Source organism: Streptomyces sp. NPDC030838, from assembly GCF_055572035.1.
On sequence record NZ_JBVIED010000010.1, the window covers coordinates 258,001 to 279,772 of the forward strand.

Genomic DNA, 21,772 nt, shown 5'->3' on the forward strand with positions numbered 1-21,772 from the left:
GGAGGCGTCGGGTCAGGAGGTGTGCGGGCAGTTGCCCCGGTACTCCTCGATGGTCAGGCTCGGACGCGGCAGCGGACACAGGAACTGCTCGTAGCGGGTGTCGTTGTCGATGAACCGCTTGAGCCAGCTGATGCTGTACTTCGCGATCGTCGTGTCGTTGCTGTTGGGCGTGAAGTGCGTGGCGTTGTTCAGCTCCAGATACGCCTTGTCCAGCGACGACGGCAGGTTCTGGTAGAAGGGCTCGGCGTGGCTGGAGACCGGGGCGATGGTGTCGCCGTCGGCGCCGATGATCATGGTGGGCGTGCGGATCTCGGACCAGGTCTTGTCCAGGTTCCACGGGGTCAGCGGGATCGCGGCCTGGAGGGAGGGCCGGTCCTTGGCGGCCTCGAGGCTGCCGCCGCCGCCCATCGAGTGGCCCATCACGCCGAGCCGGGTGGCGTCGACCCGGCCGCGCACGGAGCTGCGCTGGGTGAGGTAGTCCAGCGCGGCGAGGAGCTGGTCGCCACGGGAGGCCGGCTGGTCCATCGTGGTGTTGGTGTCGATGGTGAAGACCACGAAGCCCTGGGAGGCCAGGCGCGGGCCCAGCCAGGCGATCGAGGACTCGTAGGCGGTGAACCCGGGCGAGATGGCCACGGCGCCGAAGGTGCCGTCCGCGGTGGTGGTCGGGTAGTAGATCGTGCCACCGCCGAAGCCGGTGACGGCCAGGGAGGAGACCGAGGTCTGCGAGACGGCGTACGGGCCGCGCAGCGCCTCGATGCTCGCCTCGGTGGGCGCCGGGCCGCGCTCGTAGGGGTTGTCGGCGGCGTGGGCGCCGGTGCCGCTGAGGGTGCCGAGCCCGATCACGGCCGCGCTCGCGGCGGCGAGCCCGGTGAGGCGGCCGGTGCGTCGGCGCCGGCGGGGGGCTGGGGAGTCGGCGCGGTGCTGCGGGTGCTGCTGCACGTCGAGTCGTCCTCTCTGTCGTGCGCTCCGGTGATGTGGGGTGTGCCGTCGGGAACGGCTCGCCCACTGTCGGCGCGGCACGGCGCGGCGGGCACCGGCGAAATCACCGGCCTCGTGACGCACTCGCCCCCCACCCGGCCCCGCGGGGATCCGGGCAATCGGCTTGCGCACGGGCCCGGTTGATGTGGCACGCTCACCGGGGCCGGGCACCCGTGGCACCGGTCGTCAGGACGTTCGGCACCGTGGAGAGGCGGCGGTATGCGCATCGGACTGCTCGGCACCGGCCCCTGGGCGCGGATGGCCCACGCACCCGCCCTCGCCGGGCACGACGGAGTGGACTTCGCCGGAGTGTGGGGTCGGCGTACGGACGCCGCGAAGGAACTCGCGGACCGGCACGGGGTGCGCGCCTACGACGACGTGGACGCGTTGCTCGCCGAGGTGGACGCGGTGGCCGTGGCGCTGCCGCCGGACGTGCAGGCGGAGTTGGCCGTGCGGGCGGCGCGCGCGGGCCGTCATCTGCTGCTGGACAAGCCGCTCGCGGTGACGCCGGAGCGGGCGCGGGCGGTGGCCGGGGCCGCGCGGGAGGCCGGGGTGGCCTCGGTGGTCTTCTTCACCACCCGCTTCCAGGCCGACACCGAGGCCTGGATCACCGAACAGGCGGGCACCGGCGGCTGGTTCACGGCGCGCGCCCAGTGGCTCGCCGCGCTCTTCGGCCGCGAGCCAGGCCGCACCCCCGCCGGCGACAACCCCTTCGCGGCCTCCCCGTGGCGGCGGGAGAAGGGCGCCCTGTGGGACATCGGACCGCATGCCCTGTCCGTGTTGCTGCCCGTGCTCGGCGACGCCCGCCGGGTGACGGCCGCGGCGCCCGGTCCCGGGGACACCGTGCACCTGGTCCTCGACCACACCGGCGGCGCGTCCAGCACGCTCACGCTGAGCCTCACCGCGCCGCCCGAGGCGGCGGGGGCCACGGTGGAGCTGCGCGGCACGGCCGGGGTGGCTCTCCTCCCGGACGGCTCCGAGGGCGTCGTCCCCGCCCTCGCCCGCGCCGTGGACGCCCTGCGCGAGGCCGCGGCGACCGGCCGTCCGCACGCCTGCGACGCCGCGTTCGGGCTGCGGGTCACGGAGATCCTGGCCGAGGCGGAGGCGCTGCTGAGGATCGACTGACCTCCTCCGGCTCCCCCGCACCGCATTGTCAGTGGCGGATGCCATGCTGTGCGTGACGGCCGTTTACGCAGAGTGACTACAGTGGGGGTGTCCCGGTGCTTCCGGATGCAGTGTGCGCTCCCTGGGTGAATGGTGTTATCAGACCCGTTGCCAGCACCGGGGCCGAAACAACCATCCGGACCGAGGAGCGGAGATCATGTCGACGTCACATTCCGGCGCGTCCCGGCCGTCTCAGGACCGCGCCACACCGGACAGCCTGCTCCACGCCCGCACCGGCACCGAAGTGTCGCCGGAGGACCTGGTCCTGGCCTCCGGAAAGGACATCACCCCGCACAACCTGGAATGGGCCAAGCGCAAGCTGGCCAAGGAGGGGCCGGCCGCCCTCGACAAGCTGTTGCCTTGAGCCGGCCGCCCGGCCGTTACCGCCCCTGACACGGGCCCGCCCGTCCGGGTCAGGGGGTCTCCTCGTCCACCGGCGACGTCATGTCGTCGTCGGTCACGTGCACCGCGGCCTCCTCCGCGCTCGCGGCGCCCCCGTCCACGCCCTTGTCCTCGGCGATGACCTCCTTCGTCGTGTCGGTGCGGGCGCCCTCGTCCGGGGCGACCAGGCGTCCGGCCCGGGCGCCGCCCGCCTCGGGGTCGACCGGTTCGCCCTCGCCGCCCGGCAGGTCCCCGAGGTCGTCACCGGCGACCTCCGGCGCGTCGGGCACCTCCTGGGCGAGCCGCTGGTCGAGGGTCTCCCCCTCGTGCTGCTCGGCCGCCGTGGTGCCGTGCTTGGTGACGCCGAGCGGCTTCTCCGGCGGGGAGTACCCCTCGTCGAGAGTGTCGTCGTAGGTCCGCTCGTCGACCGCGTCCTGCAGGTCGAGGGGTGCGGCGTCCTCCTGTTCCTCGTTGGTTCCGGTGGGCTGGTAGGCGTCGTCCGCCATCGGTTCCGGTTCCCTGCGGTCCGTGCCGCCCATGGCTGCCTCCCTGTCGTGCCGGGACTCGGCTCGTCGGTGTCGTTCGTCCTCTCCGCGTTTCCCGATCCGCCGCCTCCAAGCTGGTCATCGCCCGGCCGCCGGGAGCGCGGCGCCGCGACGAACGCGGAACACCGCGCTACGGAGACGGAAGGGCGCCCGCCAGCCCAGATCCCAGGGCTAAGCAGACGGAATGGCGCCCGCCGGTCCCAAGCCCGCCAGCCCCAACCCCATCGGCCCCAGATCCCAGGCCTCCGCCTCGAACCGCACCGGCCCCTCCCCCGTGGCCCCCGCCTCCAGCCGCCACGGCCCCTGGCCCACCGGATAGAAGCGCAGGGTGAGTGCCCGCCCGGCGGCGGTGAAGATCTCGGCCACGGAGTGGTCGAGCAGGATGCGCAGGCTCGCCTCCTCCGCTTCCGGTGGCAACGCCCAACGCCCGCCCCGCGCCCGCGGATCGAGCGAGGCGTGGCCACGGTCGACGATCACCTCGCCGGTGCCGGGCTCGTGGACGACGTCCAGGTACTCGTCGCCGTCCGGCGAGGTCAGCAGCCGCAGCCGCCCGCCGCGCCCGAGGCGCACGGCCAGGTCGGCACACCGCCCCACCTCCCCGAGCGGCACCGACACGCCGGGCCGCGCCTCCCCGGTGGCGGCGACACGCCGGGCCCCGCGCAGGGCGAGGAGTTCACGTGCCGGGCGCTGCCGCAGGGTGCCGTCCGGATTGCGGGTCACCTCGCGCGGCAGCGTCAACAGCCCGGCCCAGCCGACCTCGTCGGTCCACTCGCTCACGGCACCGACCCGCTCCGCGTCCCGCGCCTCCCAGCTCCACGCCCACATCAGCAGCCGCCCGTCAGGGGCGTGCAGCAGGGCGGGGGCGTAGAAGTCGGGGCCGTGGTCGAGCAGGTGGGGCGACCCGGCGTGGAACGCGTCGCCCTGCTCCCGCCCCGGAAAGTACGCCGCGCAGCTCGCGCCCTCCTCCGGGTCCCAGGCGCTGACCAGCAGCGCGCCGCCGCCGTCGGGGAAGGCGGCGTACTGGGCGCACTCCCAGCCCTCCTCGGTGTTCCGCCCGTCCGGCAGGGGCTGCGGCGGTCGGGCCAGGAAGACGCCCCGGTACCGCCAGTGCTCCAGGTCGTCGGAGTCGTACTCCAGGGCCGCGCCGCGGCCGTCGGCGAGTCCCGCGCCGACGAGCATCCGCCAGCGCCCGCCGTCCCGCCAGACGTACGGGTCGCGGAACATCGTCGTCCCGGGCGGCGGCTGCGCCACGAGCAGCCGGCCGCGCTTGCGGAAGGTCGTACCGCCGTCGTCGGAGACCGCGGAGGTCACCGGCTGGTGGGGGCGGTCCGGGTGGCGGGCGGAGTAGAAGGCGGTGAGCCGGCCGTCGTACGAGACCGCGTTGCCCGACCACACTCCGTCCTGGTCGTCACCGCCGGGCGTCGGGGCGAGCGCGACCGGCAGCAGCTCCCAGTGGACCAGGTCGCGGCTGCGGAAGTGGCCCCAGTGCATGTCGGCGTGGCGGGCGCTGTGCGGGTTGTACTGGAAGTAGACGTGGTAGTGGCCGTCGTGGAAGACCAGGCCGTTGGGGTCGTTGAGCCAGTTCGCCGGGGGCCGCGGATGGACGGCGGGGAAGTGCGGATCGAGGGCGACGGCCGCCTGCGCGGAGGTCTCAGCCATGGGCGCGCTCGTCGTAGCGGCGGCGCACCGCGGCGGCCTGCTTGATGTTCGCCTCGGACTCCTGCAGGGAGCGCTCCCCGCGCTGCCGGGTGCGTTCGGCGAGTCGCTCCATGTGCCGCTCGAAGCGGGCCTGGTACCTCTCCCGCATCACCGCGATCTCCTCGGCGACCGTGCCCGTGCGCGGTGCCGCGGCGGGCATCGGCTGTCCTGCCGGCCGCACGGGAAGCCGCTGCTCCAGCGGCAGGATCACGGCCTTCGGGGAGGGCAGGGTCTGGTACCAGTACGCCGTCGAGGCCCAGTCGTCGGCGAGGTGGTTGCCGTGGCCGTGTTCGACCGTGACCCGGATGCGTTCCTCGAAGCGGACCGGATCGGCCACGTGGAAGCGGTAGTTGACGGAGTATCCGGGCACGTCGGCCTCGTGGACGATCGCGCCGTGGTAGAGGTAGGCGTTCTTCTGCATCCCCCAGGCGTGGTTGAAGTAGTCCTCGGTGCCGGTGCCGTGCAGGGAGGGGGGCCAGCTGGTGGAGCCGTCGGGCAGGAAGTCGTCGTCGATCCAGATCATGTCGTTGCCCTCGCCCCACCAACTGCCCTGCCGGTGGTGGACGGAGAGGTTGCAGCCGACGTAGTGGCCCGTGCCCCGGGTGTCGAGGATGACGTAGTTGTCCTCGCCGGTGAGGTCGGCGATGTTGACCTCGGGGCTGTTGGTCTGGATGTCGGGGGCCCAGCCGTTGCAGGGGTTGCTGCGGTTCCAGCGGGCGTGGAAGTAGAGGGTGTCCTCGGGGAGCCGGTCCGGGAACAGCTCGTAGTCGATGTAGAAGTACTGCTGGACCGGCAGGTCGTTCTCGTTGACCAGTTCGATCCGCGCGCGCTTGTCGAAGGGCATCGGCGCCCAGCAGTTGAGCGCCGCGCTGCCGCCGAAGATCAGGGACTCCTCGGGCTTGGCGGAGACGGTGAACAGGGCCGACTGGTAGCTGTTGGGCAGGCAGTGGCCGATGCCGAAGAAGTCGCCGAGCGGGACGAGGACGGCGGGCTCCTCCTCGTCGTCCCAGGTGATGCGGATCAGGACCTTGCGGTAGTAGTCGGGGTCCGGTTCCTCCCAGTTGACTCCGAGGGCGTTGTGGATCTCCATGACCGGGGCGACGGTGTCGGCCTCCAGCGGGTCGATCAGGCCGGGGCCGAGGGTGCGGCGGCAGAACTGGGTCATCCAGATGTGGGTGATGCGTCCCGGCCCCTCCAGGTCGGCGAGGACGCGGGAGGAGTGGGCGGGCGTGGTCCAGTAGTCCTGGTTGCGGCCGCGCTGGTCCCAGCTGGAGACCCGGGCGGTGCGGGCCTTCACCGGCCGGGAGAGATGGTCGAGGAGCATGAGAGAGTGGTCCCTTCAGTGATGGTTCGTCGCTGAACTCGGGCGGCGGGAGACTGGACCTCTCCCGCCGCCCCTTGTGCGTGACGGCTCAGGAGCAGCCGCACGACTCGCGGTACGTCGTCTCCGGCTCCAGGCGGATCGCCCGGTGCCGTGCCGTGAGCGTGCCGTCGATCCGGCTGAGCAGCAGCTGCATCGCGGTCGCGCCGATGTCGTGGGCGGGCTGGGCGACGGTCGTGATGCCGGGGCGGAACAGGTCCGCGTGCGGAAAGCCGTCGAAGGCGGCGAAGGCGAAGTCGTGCGGGGTGTTCAGGCCCAGCCGGCGGGCCGCCTCCAGCACTCCCACGGCGGTCTCGGTGCTTGCGGCGACCACGGCCGTCGGGGCGTCCGGCCGCCCCAGCACCTCGAGCATCAGCTCGCGGGTCTCGTCCGCGAGACCGCTGCCCCGCACGACCAGGCGGTCGTCGGCGTCGATGCCCGCCTCGCCGAGCGCTTCGAGGTAGCCGCGCCGCCGCTCGGCGATGGTCGGCACCCCGGTGTCCCCGGCGGCGAGCGCGATCCGGCGATGGCCGTGGGCCACCAGGTGCAGCACCAGCTCCCGCATGGGGCCGGTGTTCTCCACCCCCACCTGGTCGGCGCGGACGCCGCCCAGACGGTCCATCACGACCACGGGGGTGCCCTGCTCCAGCACGGCCGTGATCTCCTCGCGGCGCGAACGGGCCACGGGGGCGACGACGAGGCCGTCGACCCGTCGCTCGGTGAGCACCTGGAGGATGCGGGCCTCCAGGTCGGGGTCCTCGCCGGAGTTGGCGAGGAGGACGGTGTAGCCGGCGGCCGTCGCCTCGCGTTCCACCCCGCGCGCCATCGCGGCGAAGGCCGGTTCGGAGACGTCGGAGACGATCAGCCCGACGGAGTCGGTACGGTTGCGGCGCAGCGCCCGGGCCAGGCCGTCCCGCCGGTATCCGGTCGCCCGTACCGCCTCCTCGACCCGCAGCCGGGTCTCCTCGCGGACGGGCCGGGTGCCGTTGATGACATGGGACACGGTGGACGTGGACACGCCCGCCATCCGCGCCACGTCGGAGATGGTCGCCACAGGTAGTTCGCCGCCTCCGTGGTTGTCGAAACGATTGCGCCGACCATGACACGGACGGCCTCAGCCGTCAATGGGCACGTGAACAGTGCAGTCCTCAGTGGGCCGGAACTTCTTTCTGTACGAAGGCTTGACACTCCCCGCGACGGCGCGCGTACTTTCATCGAAACGTTTGCGCGCAGTCCGCAGACCGGTCCCCCACACCGGTGCATCCGGGCGTCTCAGGCCCACCCAGCTCCCTGGAAGGCAGCACCATGGCGACCTCCCCTGCCCAGAAACGCACACTCCCCCGCCGTCTCCTCGTCCTCTCCGCCGCCACCGCCCTGCTCGCCACCGCGTGCGGCAGCGCGACCAACACCCCCGGTGGCACGGAGTCGGACGGAGTGATCACCCTCTCCATGCACAACCCGGACAGCCGGACCCAGGACCCGGCGACCTGGGAGCTGGTGCAGGAGTTCAACGCCCGTCATCCCGACCTCAAGATCCGCCTCGAGGGCCAGCCGGTCGAGCAGCACGAGCAGCGCATGACCATCGCCGCGCAGAGCGACACCCTGCCGGAGATCTTCTGGGTGTACGACTCGCTGGCGAGGACGATGGTCAAGGACGGCGATCTGCTGGATCTGACCCCGATCCTCGCCGAGAAGAACCTGAAGGCGAAGTTCGCCCCGAGCATGCTGGCGGCCTTCCGCGCCGACGGCATCCAGTACGGCGTCCCCTACCAGGCCCTGATCACCGGCTTCTACTACAACAAGGCGATCCTCGACGAGCACGGCATCGCCGTCCCGGAGACCTTCGACGACCTGCTCGCCGCCGTGAAGAAGCTCAAGGCGGCCGGGGTCGTGCCCATCGCGCAGGGCGCCAACAGCTCGGCGTTCAGCGTGTGGGCGTTCCTGACGATGCTCGACCGCTTCGGCTACGAGGAGAAGTACCCGGCGATCCTGGCCGGGAAGGCCCGCTACGACAACCCGGACTTCCTGCGCCTGTACCGGCATGTGCGCGAGCTGGCCGAGGCCGGCGCGTTCCCGGCGAACATGACGACGCAGACGTACGCCCAGGCCGTCGCCTCCTACACGGCCGGCAGGGCGGCCTTCCTGGACGCCGGGGTGTGGGAGGCGGCGAAGATCGAGAAGAGCGAGGTGGGCGACAGCACCGGCTTCTGGGCGGGGCCGACCTTCGAGGACGGCGTCGGCGAGCAGAAGCTGGTGATGAACGTGCCGTCGGCGCCGTTCGTGGTCAGCGCGAAGGTGAAGGACGACGAGAAGAAGTACGCCGCCGTGAAGGCGTTCGTCCAGTTCTACTACAGCGACGCGGGCCAGAAGATCCTCGTCGACAACGCGCAGCCGCCGGTCACCACCTACCGGCCGCAGGTGGACGCCGCCGAGCACCCGGTCTTCGCCGCCGTGCTCGCCGAGGCCTCGAAGCCCGGCTGGAAGAGTCCGAAGGCCCAGCCCGACCTGGTGGTCTCCGCGGCGACCGCGAGCGCGATGTACGACAGCTTCTACGGCGTGATGGGCGGCAGCATGAGCCCCGAGGAGGCCGTGCGCAGCGTCCAGAAGTCCCTGAAGTAAGGGCCCGGCGGACACATGACGAAGTGGCTCACTCCATGAACTGGCTCACCTCCCGCCGGCAGTTCGCCCTCATGCTCGCGCCGGCCCTGCTCCTCTACAGCCTGTACATGATCTTCCCGATCCTGTACTCGCTCTGGTACAGCTTCACCGACTACGACGGCGTCTCCGCCACCGGCTTCACCGGCCTCGGCAACTACCGCCACATGGCCGACGATCCGGCGTTCTGGACCTCCCTGCGCAACACCGCGATCATCCTCGGCATCGCCCTGTTCCTGCTGATCCCGCTGGGCTTCCTGCTCGCGGTGCTGCTGGGCTCGGGCATCCGGGGCGCGGGGGCGCTGCGGGCGCTGGTGTTCGCGCCGGCGGTCGTCGCGCCGATCCTGGTCGGTCTGGTCTGGATCTTCATCCTGGACCCCGAGATCGGCCTGGTGAACGCCTTCCTGCTGGCCATCGGCGTACCCGCGCATCCGCAGTGGATCGGCGGCCCCACCCTCAGCCCGTACTCGATCGGGTTCGTCTACCTCTGGCAGCAGATCGGCTTCGTGCTGACCATCTTCTACGCCGGGCTGCGCATGCTGCCCCGGGACGTGCTGGAGGCCGCGAGCCTGGACGGCGCCTCGGGCTGGCAGCGGCTGCGGTACATCCAGGTGCCGATGCTGCGCGAGACGTTCGGCATCGTGACGGCCCTGGTGGTCACCGGGGTGTTCAAGGTGTTCGAGCTGGTCTACGCGCTGACCGGCGGTGGTCCGGTGCACCTCTCGGAGGTGCTGGTCAGCTACATGTACCACGTCACCTTCACCACCCAGCAGTACGGCTACGGCATGGCACTGGCCGTCGTGGTCTTCGTCGTCGGCGCGCTCGCCTCGGCCGCCACGTTCCTCGGCAATCGGGAGAAGGGCAGGCGGAGTTGACCAGGCGCCGTGTCGTGGCCGCGTCGGCGGCCTACCTCATCACCTTCGTGATCCTCTTCCCGCTGCTGTGGATCGTGCTGCTGTCCTTCCAGAGCAACGACCGCATCCTGGGCCGCTCGTTCTCGCTGTCCGACCTCACTCTCGCCAACTACGAGCGGGCCCTGGAGACCCTCAACCTGCTGGTGATGTACAAGAACACCCTGATCCTGGCCGTGGTGTCGGTGACGGTCGGTCTTGTGGTGTCGTATCTGGCGGCGTTCGCGCTCACCCGCATGGTGTTCCGCGCGCGGGGCCGCCGGGCGCAGAACGCGCTGCGCTACTACTTCCTGGCCGGGCTCGCGATCCCCGTGTACGTCCTGCTGTTCCCGGTGTACCGGATCGACATCGCGCTCGGCCTGTTCGGCACCCACCTGGCGCTGATCCTGCCGTACATCGCGGTGACGATCCCGTTCAACATCCTGCTGCTGACCGGGTTCCTGCGGGAGTTCCCGGAGGAGATCGAGCAGGCGGCGGTGATGGACGGCGTCGGGCTGTGGCGGATGGCCTGGCGGGTGGTCTTCCCGCTGATGCGCCCGGTCGTGGCCACCCTCGCGATCCTCAATGTCGTCTACGTCTGGAACGAGTTCCCCTTCGCGGTCACGCTCATCAACGACCCGACCCTGACCACCGTCTCCCTCGGGGTCTCGCAGTTCCAGGGTCTCTACAGCGTCGACTACGGCGCGATGATGGCGTCCGCCACCCTCGTCCTGCTGCCGCAGCTGGTGATCTACGCGGCCTTCCAGAAGCAGGTCATCGCCGGCATGACCGCCGGCGCGGTCCGCTGACCCACTCCAACGAGGAGCATCCAATGCAGTCCGAGAACGGCACTGCCCTGCCCCGCCGCAGCGTGCTGCGCGGCACCGCGCTCGCCGCGCTCACCGTCCTGGGCGCCACCGTCCCGCGCCCCGCCCGGGCGGCCGGGCCGGCGCCCGGCAAGCCCACCGCACCTCATCCGTCGTACGAGGCCATCGTCGGCCTGCTCTGACCGAAGGGACACCCCATGGCGGACACCGTCTACGACGTCACCACCTGGCCCGGCGCCTCCGTGTCGCCGTACACCGACATCGGACGGGTCATCAACGAGATCCTCGCCGACATCAAGGCGAAGCAGACCACCCAGACCACCAGACCCGGCGCCGTCATCTACATCCCGCCGGGCCACTACGACCTGCTCACCCGCGTCGTCATCGACATCAGCTTCCTGCAGATCAAGGGCGCCGGGCACGGATTCCTGTCCAACGCGATCCGCGACGAGTCCTCCACCGGCTCCTGGGCAGAGGTGCAGCCCGGTGCCAGCCACATCCGGGTGAAGAACACCGACGGGCACCGGGAGGCGTTCCTGGTGCAGCGTTCGGGCGCCCCGGCCACCGTGGGGCGGCTCAACTCCATCGTGTTCCAGGACTTCTGCCTCGACGGCGTGTCGTCCTCGAAGCCGTACACGCCGGGCAACTCCAAGACCGGCATATCGGTGCAGTCGGACAACGACGCGCTGCGCTTCGAGGGGATGGGGTTCGTCTACCTGGAGCACGCGATGATCGTGAAGGGCGCGGACGCCCCGACCTTCACCAACAACTTCGTCGCCGAGTGCGGCAGTTGCATCGAGCTGACCGGCGCCTCCCAGGTCGCCAAGATCACCAACAACTTCCTGATCAGCGCCTGGGCGGGCTACTCGGTCTTCGCGGAGAACGCCGAGGGCATCCTGATCTCCGGCAACAGCGTGCTGTGGGCCTGCAACATCACCCTCGCCAACAGCCATCGCTCGACGATCACCGGGAACAAACTGCTGAGCAACTTCCCCAGCATGATCGCGCTGCTGGGCGGCAGTTCGGGCAGTCTGATCTCCGGAAACCACTTCCGCCGGGTCCACGGCGACGGCAGCAGCACCCGCTTCGACGACCTGTTCGGGCTGGTGCACATCGACGGCGGTGACAACGCCGTGGTCGCCAACCAGTTCTCCTTCCAGGTCGACGCCGCGAACATCCGGCCCTCGGGCGCCGCTCCGACGATCATCCTCGTCAAGAGCGGCAACGCCAACTACCTGGCCACCAACAACATCGTGAGCAACCTCGGCGTCAAGGTCGTCCTCGACGCCTCGACCACGTCCACCAAGGTGCTCTACAGCGCCCGGAGTTCACAGCTGGAGGCCTTCACCACCAACCACTCGATGGTCCCCACCCCCTGACCGTCCGGCCGGGCGCCGCCCCCTCACGGGGTGGCGTTCGGCCCGTCCGGGCGGCTGCGGCGCTGCTCGACCATCTCGCGGCTCAGTTCCTCCGTCTCCGGTTCGGACAGCCGCTCGAAGCCGTCCTCGGTGATGACGGAGACGATCGGGAAGATACGGCGGCTGATGTCGGGTCCGCCGGTCGCGGAGTCGTCGTCGGCCGCGTCCCACAGCGCCTGGAGCGCGGCGAGGGCGGCCTCGCGGCGGGACATGCCGGGGCGGTAGAGCTTCTTCAACGCGCCCCGGGCGTACGGCGAGCCCGAGCCCTCGGCGTGGAAGCCGGTCTTCTCGTAGGTGCCGCCGGCCACGTCGTAGCCGAAGATACGCCCCCGTCCGGCCTCGTACCCGGCCAGCAGCGGGACGACGGCGAGGCCCTGCATGGCCTGGCCGAGGTTCTGCCGGAGCATGCCGGAGAGCCGGGTCGCCTTGGCGCTGAGGGACATCGGGGTGCCCTCGATCTTCTCGAAGTGCGTCAGCTCGACCTGGTAGAGCTTCACCATGTCCAGCGCGAGGCCGACCGTGCCGGCGAAGGCGACCGCCGTGTAGTCGTCGGCGGGGTGCACCTTCTCCAGGTCGCGCTGGGCGATGAGGTTGCCCATGGTGGCCCTGCGGTCGCCGGCGATCAGCACGCCGTCGCGGTAGGCGAGGGCGAGCACGGTGGTGCCGTGCGGTGCGGTGTCGGGGGCGGCGCGCACGCCGTCGGGCAACGGGCTGCGGGTGGGCAGCAGTCGGGGTCGGTGGGCCGCCAGGAATTCGGTGAAGGACGCGGTCCCCGGAGTGAAGAACTCCTCCCCCAGCCGGCCCTCTCGCGTGTCGCGTGCCATGCCACTCCCCCTCGTCCTCGGCCCGACATCCGGACTCCTACCAGAAGCGGACCTCCGGGAAACACCTGTTCTCGTCACAGCACCCGGCGCCGCACCAGCACCGCGAGCACCAGCAGGCCCGGGATCAGCGGCAGCCATACCGTCAGCACCCGGTAGCCGAGCACGGCGGAGGCCGCCGCGGCGGCCGGGGCTCCGGCGGCGGTCAGGGCGAGGGCGAGCGCCGCGTCGAGCGAGCCGAGACCGCCGGGGGTGGGCAGCAGGGCGGCGGCGCTGCTGGCGGCGAGGTAGAGCAGCGCGACCCGGGCGGGCGGCAGGGGCAGGGCGACGGCCTGGGTGACGGCGATCAGCGCGGCGGAGTGCAGCGCCACGAAGGCCAGCGATCCGCCCCACAGGGCGGCCGCCCGGTGCGGCCGGGCGTGCACCGCCCGCACGTCCGCGAGGACGGCCGCCGTCGCCCGGCGGCAGCGCGGCCACAGCCGGACCGCGGCCAGAAGCAGGACCAGCAGACCGGCGAGGCCGAGGGCGAGCCGGCCGCCGGAGCCGTGCGGCAACCGGAGGACGCCGGGGCAGGCCAGGACGAGGACCGCGATCAGCGCGCCGCGTACCACCACCCCGGCCGTCGCCTTGACCGCGAGCGCGGTCGCCGAGCGGCCCGCCGGGAGTCCGCAGCGCATCAGGAACCGCAGGTTCACGGCGCCCGCGCCGAGCCCCGCGGGCAGCACATGGTTGGCGGCGGAGGCGGCGAACTGGGCGGCGACGAGCCGTCCGGGGGGCAGGCTCCGCGGCACCGCGCCCTGCTGGGCGAGGGCCGAGCACACCCAGGTCACCGTCACCGCGGTGGCGGCGACCAGCAGCCACCCGTGGTCGGCGACGGCGAGCCGCCCGGCGCCGGTCTCCAGCACCGGCCAGTGACGGCGGGCGAGGAACACCGCGGCGACCAGGACGGCCAGGCTGAGCAGGGTCTGCCAGTACGCCCGGCGGCGGGTCGGCGTCGCCGCGTACGACGCGGGGGTCACGCCGGTCCGCCCGGACGGGACGGCGCCGGGGCGATGTACAGATGCAGCCGGTCGAATCGGTACGGGGCCCAGGAGCGGGCGTACGACGGCGGGGAGCCGGTCGACGTGCCGAGCGCGGCGACCGGGATGCGGCGGGTGGCGTCCAGGATCGCCGGCACGGTGATGTTGGCGTTGTTGCCGCCGGTCGCGGCGGAGGAGCAGCCGGTGTACCAGGCGAGCGGGATGGCGGTGTGCCCGGTGAGCAGACAGGGCGGGCGGACGCCGAGCCGGTGCAGTTCCCCGGCGGTGCGCGCCCAGGCGCGGCGGTCCTCGACGGTGCGCTGGACGGTGCGGTCCAGGACCACCCACTGCACGGCGAGATGCCCGGCCAGGCCGAGCGCGACGACGGTCGCGGCCACCGGCCGCCACCTCCCCTGCGGGGTGGTGACCAGGTGCCACAGCGCGTCGGCGACGGGGATCGCGGCCAGCGCGTAGACGGGCAGCAGGAAGCGGGGAGCCGCGTAGCCGATCATGAACAGGTACGGCACGGCGGCCGTGACCGCGCAGGCGAGCGGCAGCAGGGTGGGCAGCGTCCGCCGGGCGCGGACGGCGAGGACCAGGGCTACGGCGGCGAGCACCCACAGCGCGAACCACCACAGGGTGATGGCCGGGTTGGGCAGCGGTCCGGTGCAGGGCCGGCACAGGGTACGGCCGATCAGGCCGCGCAGCTGGTCGTCGACGGCGAAGTGCCAGCCGAGTCCCCCCTGGATGCGGGAGGCGTCGGAGAGCCGCTGCGCCAGGCCGCCGTGGCTGAGGTAGGCCTCGACGACCCACTGGGCGCCCCCGGCGGCCAGGCCCGCCACGAGGACGACGAGCGGCCGCCAACGGCGCGTGGCCAGGGCGAGCACGAGCAGCGGCGCGGTCACGTACACGGCGTCGGTGGGCCGCATCAGCGCCATCAGGGCGGCGCTGCCCGCGATGCCCCACAGGGCGGCCCGGTCGCGGTCGTCGGCGCGGGCGCGCAGGAAGCAGCCGACGCAGATCAGTCCGCCGACGGCGACCCAGTAGTTGGGCATGGCGCTCGGGGCGTAGAAGAGCGTCACCCACAGGGTGGCGAACAGGGCGCCGCCGGTGGCCAGGACGCGGGTCGGGAACCGGCCGCGCCAGGTGCGCAGGGCGAGGTAGAGGGCGAGGCCGGAGAGGACGGCGAGATAGACGCGGAGCAGCGCGGTGGACGACGACCAGGAGGCGATGGGCGCGACCAGTACGGTGACGCCGCGGGCGCGGGGCGCGCTGAAGAAGGCGGCGGGGGCGTGGTCGCCGACCTGGCTGACGTAGACGATCTCGTCCCAGCCGAGGCCCATGACCGGCGGGACGAGGAGGAGTTGGGCGGCGGTGAACGCGCCCGCCACCACCGCGATCGCGCTCGGCGAGCCCAGACGCAGGGCGCCCGCCCGGGTGACGCTCACACTCTCGGCCATCGTCTCGTCCCTCCCCCAGCGGCTCGCGGGGCGGCTTCTGACACCCGCGGCCTGCGAGCCGGGGGAGTTATCCGTAAAAACACCCAAAAACTAACCCACGGCGTCCCAGGGTGCAGGACGGGCAGGGCCGGATGCCCGACGGCCGGGTACCCCGACGGCAAGGGCCAAGCCCCGCCCGCCCGGCTGGTCAGCGGGCGTTGGGCCGGCGGTGCGGGGGCTGGTCCGGAGCCGGGCGGGCGGGGGTCGCCGGGACCATGCGGACGGCCGGGCCGTCGGTGCTCACCATCACGGGTTCGCCGTGGTGGCCGATCCTCAGGGGCGGCCCGGAGAGCAGGGTGTAGGTGGCCTTCTCGGGGGTGATCTCCACCCGCAGGCGGCGGCCGAGGAGTTGCAGACGGAACGCGAGACGGCTGAACCGCTCGGGCAGCCGCGGGGCGAACCGGAGCGTGTCGCCGTCGCGCCGCATCCCGCCGAAGCCGGCGACCAGGGCCATCCAGGTGCCCGCCAGCGAGGCGATGTGCAGTCCGTCGCGGGTGTTGTGCTCCAGGTCGGCCAGGTCCATGAGGGCGGCCTCGGCGGTGTAGTCGCAGGCGAGCCGCAGATGGCCCGCCTGGGCCGCGACGACGGCCTGGCAGCACGCCGAGAGCGAGGAGTCCCGGACGGTCAGCGGCTCGTAGTAGGCGAAGTTGCGGGCGATCTGCTCCTCGTCGAAGTGGTCACCGCAGGTGTACATCGCCAGGACGAGGTCGGCCTGTTTGACGACCTGTTTGCGGTAGAGGTCGAAGTACGGGAAGTGCAGCAGCAGCGGGTACTGGTCGGGCCGGGTGGCGGCGAAGTCCCAGCGCTGGTGGCGGGTGAAGCCCGCGTGCTGCTCGTGCACCCCGAGTTCCGGGTTGTACGGCACGTGCATGGCCTCGGCGGCGTCCCGCCAGGCGGCGCTCTCCTCGTCGTCCACGCCCAGCCGCTCGGCCCGCTCCGGGTGGCGGCGCACCGCGTCGGCGGCGGCCAGCAGGTTCTGCCGGGCCATCAGGTTGGTGTACGCGTTGTCGTCGGCGATCGCGCTGTACTCGTCGGGGCCGGTGACGCCGTCGATGTGGAAGACACCCTGGTGGTCGTGGTGGCCGAGGGAGCGCCAGAGGCGGGCGGTCTCCACCAGCAGTTCGACGCCGGTGTCCCGCTCGAAGTCGAGGTCACCGGTGGCCGCGACGTAGCGGGTCACGGCGTCGGCGATGTCGGCGTTGACATGGAAGGCGGCGGTCCCGGCCGGCCAGTACGCCGAGCCCTCCGAGCCCTCGATGGTCCGCCAGGGGAACGCGGCGCCGGACAGGCCCAGCTGGTCGGCGCGCTCCCGGGCGGCGGGCAGCGTGTTCTGCCGCCAGCGCAGCGCCTCCGCGACCGCGTCCGGCGCGGTGTAGGTGAGCAGCGGCAGCACGAACGTCTCGGTGTCCCAGAAGGCGTGGCCGTCGTAGCCGGAGCCGGTCAGGCCCTTCGCCGGGATCGCGCGCTGCTCGGCGCGGGCGCCCGCCTGGAGGACGTGGAACAGGGCGAAGCGGACGGCCTGCTGGATCTCCTCGTCGCCGTCCACCTCGACGTCGGCGCGCGCCCAGAAGTCGTCGAGGTACGCCTCCTGGTCGCGGAGCAGCCCCGCCCAGCCGCTGTGCGCGGCGGCGGCCAGCGCCGCCTCCACCTGGTCGCTCATCGCGGGCCGGGAGCGGGCGCCGGACCAGCCGTGGGCGACCAGCTTCTCCACCCGCAGCCGCTGTCCGGGCTCCAGCACGGAGGTGACGGTCAGCCGGGCCACGTCCACGTTGCTCTCGGCGGACGTGGTGGTGTGTGCGGGGCCGCTGACGGCGTGGTCGGCGGCGACGGCCACGCGCAGGCCGCTGCGCCGGGTGCGGTGCACCAGCCGCAGCCGCAGTCCGGAGGCGACGTCCTCCTCCGGTTCCAGCGGCGACTTCAGCGCGCGTGCGGCGCGCGGGTCGCCGTTCGGCTCGGGCAGGCTCTCGTTGGCGACCAGCTCGGACTGGATGACCACCCGGGTGCGGCTGTCGACCGGCTCGACCTCGTAGGCCACGGCGGCGATCGCCCGCTGGGTGAGCGAGACGAGGCGGGTGGAGCGCACCCGGACCGTGGAACCGGCCGGGGAGGTCCACTCGCAGACCCGCTCCAGGACGCCCCGGCGCAGGTCAAGGGTGCGCTCATGGGCGACGAGACGGCCGTAGCGCAGGTCGAACGGCTCGTCGTCGACGAGCAGCCGTAACACCTTGCCGTTGGTGACGTTGATGACGGTCTGGCCGGACTCCGGGTAGCCGTAGCCGGCCTCGGCGTAGGGCAGCGGGTGCAGTTCGTGCACGCCGTTCAGATAGGAGCCGGGCAGTCCGTGCGGTTCGCCCTCGTCGAGGTTGCCGCGCCAGCCGACGTGCCCGTTGGACAGCGCGAACACCGACTCGCTCTGGGCGAGGACGTCCAGGTTGAGGTCCGTCTCGCGGACGGTCCACGGTTCGACGGCGTACGACCGCTGCGCTATCACTCGGCGTCCCCCAGTTCGACGTCCCCCAGTTCGGCGAGATCCTTCACCACGACGTCCGCGCCGTGCGCGTACAGCGCCTCGGTCTGTCCGGCACGGTCGACGCCGACGACGTATCCGAAGCCGCCGGCGCGGCCCGCGTCCATGCCGGCGAGCGCGTCCTCGAACACGGCCGCCCGTTCCGCCGGGACGCCGAGGTCGCGGGCGGCGGCGAGGAAGGTGTCCGGGCGGGGCTTGCCGGGCAGTCCGCGCTCGGCGGCCACCACCCCGTCGACCCGTACGTCGAACAGGTCCTCGGCGTCGATCGCGCGCAGCACGTCACGGCAGTTGGCGCTGGAGGAGACGATGGCGGTGCGCAGGCCGTGCGCGCGGACCGCCGTCAGATAGCGCAGGGTGCTGTCGTAGGCCTCCACGCCGCCGGTGCGGATGCGCCGCAGGAGCAGCTCGTTCTTGCGGTTGCCGAGGCCGTGGACGGTCTCGGCGTCCGGCGGGTCGCCGGGTTCGCCCTCGGGGAGGCGGATGCCTCGGGAGGCGAGAAAGGTGCGGACGCCGTCGGCACGCGGGCGTCCGTCGACGTACTCGTCGTAGTCGCCGACGGCGTCGAACGGCCGGAACCGTTCGCCCTCGCGCCCGCGCAGGAACGCGTCGAACGTCTCCTTCCAGGCGGCCGCGTGCACCACGGCCGTCCTGGTGACGACGCCGTCGAGGTCGAAGAGGCAGGCCTGGATGCCCTCGGGGAGACCGAGTTCCGTCATCTCCGTCATACAGAACACGGTTCCCCGCATCCGGGCGGGCAGCGGGTGGCACGCGCCACAAGGGGCGCACTGTGCCACGTTCGGGCCCGTCGGGGTCGATCGGTCAGTCGTGCGGGAACGAGTGGTGCTCGTGCGCCACCAGCCAGCGCCCGCCCTCCTTGCGCAGGCCGAGCGTCAGCCGCAGCCGCAGGGCGGGCTGCGCGGCCAGCTCCTCGGGCGTGCCGCAGCGCAGCAGGGCGTGGGCGTAGGCGACGTCGGTGCCCGCGGTGACGTCCAGGGTCTCGATCTCGAAGCAGGCGCCCTGGGCCTGCCAGGTGAAGAACGGCGGCCAGGTGGCGCGGTAGGCGGCGAGGCCGTGGATGCCCTCGTACGGCGGCGGCACGTCGAACATCACGAGGTCCTCGGCGTGATCGGCGAGCACGGCGTCGAGATCGCCCCGGTGGACGGCGTCGGCCCAGCGGGTGATCAGGTCGCGGATGCGGTCTTCGTCGTCGGACATGGAACTGCGGCTCCCTCCTCCCCCGTGGCCGTGGCTCCCCCGTGGCTCCTTCTGTTTCGACTCCCCGCACGGCCGGGATTCATCGCCCCGCCGCCCCGGTCCGCCCGGCGGCGATGACACACTCTGCTGCGTGCCGCTGACCTTCGACGACCTCCTCGCCCGCGCCCGCGCCCTCGCCCCGGGCGGCCGGCGGGCCCTGCTGGGCATCGCCGGGGCTCCCGGCGCGGGCAAGACGACGCTGGCCGAACGCCTGGTGCGCGAGCTGAACGGGAACGGCGAGCCCTGGGTCGCCCATGTCCCGATGGACGGCTTCCATCTGGCCGACGTGGAGCTGGAGCGCCTGGGCCGCCGGGACCGCAAGGGCGCGCCGGACACCTTCGACGCGGCCGGGTACGCGGCGCTGCTGCGCCGGCTGCGCGAAGCCACCGACGGTCAGGACGGCGAGGACGGCGAGGACATCGTGTACGCGCCGGGCTTCGAACGCGTCCTCGAACAGCCGCTCGCCGGTGCCGTGCCGGTGCCGCCCACGGCCCGGCTGATCGTGACCGAGGGCAACTACCTGCTCCTGGACACCGGGGCGTGGGCGCGCGTCCGCCGGCAGTTGGACGAGGTGTGGTTCTGCGAGCTGGACGAGACCGAGCGTATCCGCCGACTCGTCGCCCGGCACGAGGAGTTCGGCAAGGCACACGCGGAGGCGGTGGCCTGGGTCCTGGGCACGGACCAGCACAACGCGGAACTGGTCCTGGGGACCCGGGACCGGGCGGACCTGGTGGTGCCGGTGGGAGATCTCGCCGGTTAGCGTGCCCGCATGGGTCTCGACATCACGGTGCTGGCGGTCGACTGGGAGCGGCTGCGGACGACGCCGGTCGCGCGGCGGCTGCCCCTGCTGGAGGAGGCCGCCTGTCCGGACGTCGACCTCGACTGGGACGCGGAGCCGGAGCAGGGCTGGGTGGAGCCGGCGTCGCCGGAGGTGCCGTGGTGCGCGCGGTACGAGTTCCACAGCACGTCCGGCTCGTACAAGCCGCACTTCTGGGCCGGGGAGGGCTGGGAGGACGCCCGCGCGTTCGCCGAGCCCGCGCTGCGGACGGCCCTGGACGGCTTTCTGCGCGGCCTCTTCTGGCACGACGACCCGGTGGAGCCCCCGCTCGACGGCCTGGTCCACGACCCCGGCGACCGGTGGCGGCCGGGCCTGCTGGTCGCCTGCCCGCCCGCGGGTGTGGAACTGCTGGCCGCCCACTGGGCCGCTGCCGAACCGCTGCTGGAGGGGTTGCGCGAGGCGTACGACGCCCATGCCGGGCACCCGGGCGGGTGGATCGAGGACTTCGACGCGTTCGCCGTCCTGCTGCGCGAGTGGGGCGTCGTGGTGGCCGAGGCGCATCGGCGGGGCTGGGGGCTGCTGGGTCTGCCGTACTGAAGGAGCCGGTACGGACGCGACGCGCGTCCGGTGCCGCCCGTCGCACGGCGAGCGGGTGCGGCTGGTGGTCCACCGCAGGTGAGGGCCGTGCGGGCGGCCCTGGCCGGCGCGGTGCGTGAGCTATGTTGAATCTCCGTGGGAAGCAAAGGAGGCGCACCGGTGCCATCGCCGCAGCAGGCACGCGCACAGGCATCCGCGATCACCTCGGGGAAGATCGCACCGGAGGCGGAGGCCGCCCCGACTTCCCAGCTCAGGACGCTCTTCGACCGGCCTCGGCTGTCCCCGGGGCAGCGGCGCATCGCCCAGTATCTGATCGAGCACATCACCGAGGCGGCGTTCCTGTCGATCACGGATCTCGCCGAGCGGGTCGGGGTGAGCCAGCCGTCGGTGACCCGGTTCGCGGCGGCGGTCGGCTTCAGCGGCTATCCGGCGCTGCGGGAAAAGCTCCAGTCGATCGCGCTCGGCAAGCTGGCGGGCGGGCCCACCGAGGAGGACCGCGCCAACGAGCTGCAGGCCGCGGTGGACGCCGAGATCGAGAACCTGGAGAACCTCCGGCGCGACTTCGCCGACCCGGACCAGGTCATCGGGATCGGCCGCGAGCTGTCCGCGTCGACGCCGCTGACCGTGCTGGGGCTGCGGATCTCCGCCTCGCTGGCCGAGTACTTCGCCTACGCGGCGCGGCGCATCCACCCGGACGTCCGGCTGGTGACCCGGGGCGGCAGCGTCGCCTACGACGCCCTGCTCCAGTCCCGGTCGGCGGGCGGCACCTGGGTGCTGGCCTTCTCGCTGCCCCGGCACGCGCAGGAGACGCTCACCGCCGTGCGCGTGGCCCGCGACGCCGGGCTGCGCGTCGCCCTGATCACCGACCTCGCGCTCGGCCCGCTGGCCGACGAGGCCGACGTCACCTTCGCCACCGGGACCGGTTCCCGGCTGGTCTTCGACTCCTACGCCGCGCCCGGGGTGATGGCCGCCGCGCTGCTCCAGGCGATGACGGACGCCGATCCGGAGCGGACCCAGGCCCGCCTGGAGTCGTACGAGCAGATCTCCGACCAGCACCAGTTCTTCCTGCGCGACTGAGTCCGCGACCGAGTCCGGAACCGAGTCCGGGACCGATTCATCCCCTACCGCCAAACGGCGACACAACGGGACCACTCATTTCAAAGCGCGCATGAATGTTTTCATACGTCTTGCAAAGGCGACGGCATATATAAATACTGCTCGCGGATCCCGCACCACCCGCGAACTCCCGAAGCCGCCGCCCCTACCCGCGACGGCCCGGGTGTTCGGCCGGGCGTCGCACCGCGCGCGCCCACGGCGGCGGACCCCCGGTCATCCCCTAGGCCGGGGGCCCGCCGCATCCG

Annotated in this window: 21 protein-coding genes; 10 read left to right on the forward strand and 11 right to left on the reverse strand. The window is 72.4% G+C overall.

Annotated elements, in window-relative coordinates; genetic code table 11:
- Positions 1–12: 12 nt before the first annotated feature.
- Positions 13–939 carry a bis(hydroxyethyl) terephthalate hydrolase gene (bdeA, locus tag ACZ42A_RS25415; RefSeq protein WP_468529548.1) on the reverse strand — a complete coding sequence of 309 codons (927 nt, stop codon included), beginning with the start codon at positions 937–939 and terminating at the stop codon, positions 13–15.
- A gap of 258 nt (positions 940–1,197) precedes the next feature.
- On the opposite strand from bdeA, the gene ACZ42A_RS25420 reads away from it, so the two are divergent.
- Together ACZ42A_RS25420 and ACZ42A_RS25425 are read left to right on the forward strand one after the other, a co-directional pair.
- Positions 1,198–2,103 (forward strand): Gfo/Idh/MocA family protein, encoded by a 906-nt coding sequence (locus tag ACZ42A_RS25420; RefSeq protein WP_468529549.1) that lies wholly within the window; start codon positions 1,198–1,200, stop codon positions 2,101–2,103.
- 196 nt (positions 2,104–2,299) lie between these two features.
- Positions 2,300–2,506: a hypothetical protein gene (locus ACZ42A_RS25425; protein WP_468529550.1), complete on the forward strand. Its 207-nt coding sequence runs from the start codon at positions 2,300–2,302 to the stop codon at positions 2,504–2,506.
- 49 nt (positions 2,507–2,555) lie between these two features.
- Here ACZ42A_RS25425 and ACZ42A_RS25430 read toward each other — a convergent pair whose 3' ends face one another.
- The 4 genes from ACZ42A_RS25430 to ACZ42A_RS25445 all read right to left on the reverse strand — a co-directional run bounded on the left by ACZ42A_RS25430 (position 2,556) and on the right by ACZ42A_RS25445 (position 7,180).
- Complete coding sequence (locus tag ACZ42A_RS25430) at positions 2,556–3,062, reverse strand: DUF5709 domain-containing protein (RefSeq protein WP_468529551.1); 507 nt, start codon at positions 3,060–3,062, stop codon at positions 2,556–2,558.
- Positions 3,063–3,239: 177 nt separating this feature from the next.
- Positions 3,240–4,727 (reverse strand): glycoside hydrolase family 32 protein, encoded by a 1,488-nt coding sequence (locus ACZ42A_RS25435; protein WP_468529552.1) that lies wholly within the window; start codon positions 4,725–4,727, stop codon positions 3,240–3,242.
- A complete protein-coding gene (locus tag ACZ42A_RS25440; RefSeq protein WP_468529553.1) occupies positions 4,720–6,090 on the reverse strand; it encodes a glycoside hydrolase family 172 protein in 1,371 nt (456 codons plus the stop codon). Before ACZ42A_RS25440 ends, ACZ42A_RS25435 begins: the two co-directional genes overlap by 8 nt.
- An 88-nt stretch (positions 6,091–6,178) precedes the next feature.
- Complete coding sequence (locus tag ACZ42A_RS25445) at positions 6,179–7,180, reverse strand: LacI family DNA-binding transcriptional regulator (protein WP_468529554.1); 1,002 nt, start codon at positions 7,178–7,180, stop codon at positions 6,179–6,181.
- 251 nt (positions 7,181–7,431) lie between these two features.
- Here ACZ42A_RS25445 and ACZ42A_RS25450 point away from each other — a divergent pair, with 251 nt between their 5' ends.
- The 5 genes from ACZ42A_RS25450 to ACZ42A_RS25470 are packed head-to-tail and all read left to right on the forward strand — an operon-like array spanning position 7,432 to position 11,877.
- Positions 7,432–8,745, forward strand: a complete 1,314-nt coding sequence (locus ACZ42A_RS25450) for an ABC transporter substrate-binding protein (RefSeq protein WP_468529555.1) — start codon at positions 7,432–7,434, stop codon at positions 8,743–8,745.
- 35 nt (positions 8,746–8,780) lie between these two features.
- Complete coding sequence (locus ACZ42A_RS25455) at positions 8,781–9,656, forward strand: carbohydrate ABC transporter permease (RefSeq protein ID WP_468529556.1); 876 nt, start codon at positions 8,781–8,783, stop codon at positions 9,654–9,656.
- Entirely contained in the window at positions 9,653–10,480 is an 828-nt protein-coding gene (locus ACZ42A_RS25460; RefSeq protein ID WP_468529557.1) for a carbohydrate ABC transporter permease, read from the forward strand. Before ACZ42A_RS25455 ends, ACZ42A_RS25460 begins: the two co-directional genes overlap by 4 nt.
- Before the next feature lie 23 nt (positions 10,481–10,503).
- Positions 10,504–10,680 carry a hypothetical protein gene (locus ACZ42A_RS25465; protein ID WP_468529558.1) on the forward strand — a complete coding sequence of 59 codons (177 nt, stop codon included), beginning with the start codon at positions 10,504–10,506 and terminating at the stop codon, positions 10,678–10,680.
- 15 nt (positions 10,681–10,695) lie between these two features.
- Positions 10,696–11,877 carry a NosD domain-containing protein gene (locus tag ACZ42A_RS25470; protein WP_468529559.1) on the forward strand — a complete coding sequence of 394 codons (1,182 nt, stop codon included), beginning with the start codon at positions 10,696–10,698 and terminating at the stop codon, positions 11,875–11,877.
- A gap of 23 nt (positions 11,878–11,900) precedes the next feature.
- Here the strand turns inward: ACZ42A_RS25470 and prcB are convergent, their stop codons facing one another.
- The 6 genes from prcB to ACZ42A_RS25500 all read right to left on the reverse strand — a co-directional run bounded on the left by prcB (position 11,901) and on the right by ACZ42A_RS25500 (position 18,997).
- Positions 11,901–12,740, reverse strand: coding sequence for a proteasome subunit beta (gene prcB, locus ACZ42A_RS25475; RefSeq protein ID WP_468529560.1), 840 nt, complete (start codon positions 12,738–12,740; stop codon positions 11,901–11,903).
- Between the two features lie 74 nt (positions 12,741–12,814).
- A complete protein-coding gene (locus tag ACZ42A_RS25480) occupies positions 12,815–13,756 on the reverse strand; it encodes a lysylphosphatidylglycerol synthase domain-containing protein (protein WP_468529561.1) in 942 nt (313 codons plus the stop codon).
- Positions 13,753–15,216 carry a hypothetical protein gene (locus ACZ42A_RS25485; protein ID WP_468529562.1) on the reverse strand — a complete coding sequence of 488 codons (1,464 nt, stop codon included), beginning with the start codon at positions 15,214–15,216 and terminating at the stop codon, positions 13,753–13,755. The genes ACZ42A_RS25480 and ACZ42A_RS25485 overlap by 4 nt, the downstream gene beginning before the upstream one ends.
- A gap of 187 nt (positions 15,217–15,403) precedes the next feature.
- On the reverse strand, positions 15,404–17,746 hold the full coding sequence (locus tag ACZ42A_RS25490) for a glycoside hydrolase family 65 protein (RefSeq protein ID WP_468529563.1): 2,343 nt from the start codon (positions 17,744–17,746) through the stop codon (positions 15,404–15,406).
- Entirely contained in the window at positions 17,743–18,498 is a 756-nt protein-coding gene (locus ACZ42A_RS25495) for a beta-phosphoglucomutase family hydrolase (protein WP_468529620.1), read from the reverse strand. Before ACZ42A_RS25495 ends, ACZ42A_RS25490 begins: the two co-directional genes overlap by 4 nt.
- Positions 18,499–18,601: 103 nt before the next feature.
- A complete protein-coding gene (locus tag ACZ42A_RS25500) occupies positions 18,602–18,997 on the reverse strand; it encodes a YybH family protein (protein WP_468529564.1) in 396 nt (131 codons plus the stop codon).
- 130 nt (positions 18,998–19,127) lie between these two features.
- On the opposite strand from ACZ42A_RS25500, the gene ACZ42A_RS25505 reads away from it, so the two are divergent.
- The 3 genes from ACZ42A_RS25505 (at position 19,128) to ACZ42A_RS25515 (ending at position 21,488) form a co-directional block, all read left to right on the forward strand.
- Positions 19,128–19,796, forward strand: coding sequence for a nucleoside/nucleotide kinase family protein (locus ACZ42A_RS25505; RefSeq protein WP_468529565.1), 669 nt, complete (start codon positions 19,128–19,130; stop codon positions 19,794–19,796).
- A gap of 9 nt (positions 19,797–19,805) precedes the next feature.
- Positions 19,806–20,411, forward strand: coding sequence for a hypothetical protein (locus ACZ42A_RS25510; protein ID WP_468529566.1), 606 nt, complete (start codon positions 19,806–19,808; stop codon positions 20,409–20,411).
- A gap of 159 nt (positions 20,412–20,570) precedes the next feature.
- Complete coding sequence (locus tag ACZ42A_RS25515) at positions 20,571–21,488, forward strand: MurR/RpiR family transcriptional regulator (RefSeq protein ID WP_468529567.1); 918 nt, start codon at positions 20,571–20,573, stop codon at positions 21,486–21,488.
- Positions 21,489–21,772 lie beyond the last annotated feature (284 nt).

Excerpts from the sequence above, each read along its gene's own strand:
- ACZ42A_RS25420 (WP_468529549.1), top strand. The coding sequence starts at position 1,198 with ATGCGCATCGGACTGCTCGGCACCGGCCCCTGGGCGCGGATGGCCCAC.
- ACZ42A_RS25425 (WP_468529550.1), top strand. The coding sequence starts at position 2,300 with ATGTCGACGTCACATTCCGGCGCGTCCCGGCCGTCTCAGGACCGCGCC.
- ACZ42A_RS25430 (WP_468529551.1), bottom strand. The coding sequence starts at position 3,062 with ATGGGCGGCACGGACCGCAGGGAACCGGAACCGATGGCGGACGACGCC.
- ACZ42A_RS25435 (WP_468529552.1), bottom strand. The coding sequence starts at position 4,727 with ATGGCTGAGACCTCCGCGCAGGCGGCCGTCGCCCTCGATCCGCACTTC.
- ACZ42A_RS25440 (WP_468529553.1), bottom strand. The coding sequence starts at position 6,090 with ATGCTCCTCGACCATCTCTCCCGGCCGGTGAAGGCCCGCACCGCCCGG.
- ACZ42A_RS25450 (WP_468529555.1), top strand. The coding sequence starts at position 7,432 with ATGGCGACCTCCCCTGCCCAGAAACGCACACTCCCCCGCCGTCTCCTC.
- ACZ42A_RS25455 (WP_468529556.1), top strand. The coding sequence starts at position 8,781 with ATGAACTGGCTCACCTCCCGCCGGCAGTTCGCCCTCATGCTCGCGCCG.
- ACZ42A_RS25465 (WP_468529558.1), top strand. The coding sequence starts at position 10,504 with ATGCAGTCCGAGAACGGCACTGCCCTGCCCCGCCGCAGCGTGCTGCGC.
- ACZ42A_RS25470 (WP_468529559.1), top strand. The coding sequence starts at position 10,696 with ATGGCGGACACCGTCTACGACGTCACCACCTGGCCCGGCGCCTCCGTG.
- prcB (WP_468529560.1), bottom strand. The coding sequence starts at position 12,740 with ATGGCACGCGACACGCGAGAGGGCCGGCTGGGGGAGGAGTTCTTCACT.
- ACZ42A_RS25485 (WP_468529562.1), bottom strand. The coding sequence starts at position 15,216 with ATGGCCGAGAGTGTGAGCGTCACCCGGGCGGGCGCCCTGCGTCTGGGC.
- ACZ42A_RS25495 (WP_468529620.1), bottom strand. The coding sequence starts at position 18,498 with ATGACGGAACTCGGTCTCCCCGAGGGCATCCAGGCCTGCCTCTTCGAC.
- ACZ42A_RS25500 (WP_468529564.1), bottom strand. The coding sequence starts at position 18,997 with ATGTCCGACGACGAAGACCGCATCCGCGACCTGATCACCCGCTGGGCC.
- ACZ42A_RS25510 (WP_468529566.1), top strand. The coding sequence starts at position 19,806 with ATGGGTCTCGACATCACGGTGCTGGCGGTCGACTGGGAGCGGCTGCGG.